Annotated in this window: 1 protein-coding gene; it reads left to right on the top strand. The window is 51.9% G+C overall.

Going from position 1 to position 482, the window contains the following annotated elements:
* Window positions 1-397 (top strand): DUF4142 domain-containing protein (locus QJT78_RS52075; protein ID WP_281460939.1); only part of this gene is annotated, 397 nt, incomplete at its 5' end.
* Window positions 398-482: the final 85 nt, after the last annotated feature.

Below are 482 nucleotides of genomic sequence, written 5' to 3'. Positions count from 1 at the left end.
CAACCCACAGGAGTTGCCGATGAACAGAATGCTTATGTCACTCGGGACAGCAACCTTGATGGCAATCTCAATTGCCAGCGCATCTGCGAAAGATAAGCAAAGCGAAACGTTTCTTAAGAAGGCAATCGAGGGCAATTTCGCTGAAGTGAGCATGGGAGAGCTGGCGCAGCAGAACGGTCAAAGCGACGCCGTCAAATCGTTTGGCAGAATGCTCTCTACAGACCACGCTGCCGCCAATCAGAAGGCATTAAATGCTGCCCAAGCACTGGGAATGAACTCACCAGGCGGACCGAATGCGAAGCAAAAAGCTGACCATGACAAGATGTCAAAAATGACCGGCGCAGGTTTCGATAAGATGTTCGCTACCCACATGGGAGCTATGGCTGATTTTGGGTGACGCGGCCTGATCAGGCGGCGTGGCTTTCAGTGTTCGGAATGACTTCGATTCCGTCGATGAACTTTACACCGGCGATGACTTTCGG

This window comes from Bradyrhizobium sp. Mp27, from assembly GCF_029953005.1.
Classification (GTDB): Bacteria; Pseudomonadota; Alphaproteobacteria; order Rhizobiales; family Xanthobacteraceae; genus Bradyrhizobium; species Bradyrhizobium barranii.
Note: the sequence above shows the minus strand (reverse complement) of the source record. Positions and strands in the feature narration are given on the sequence as shown.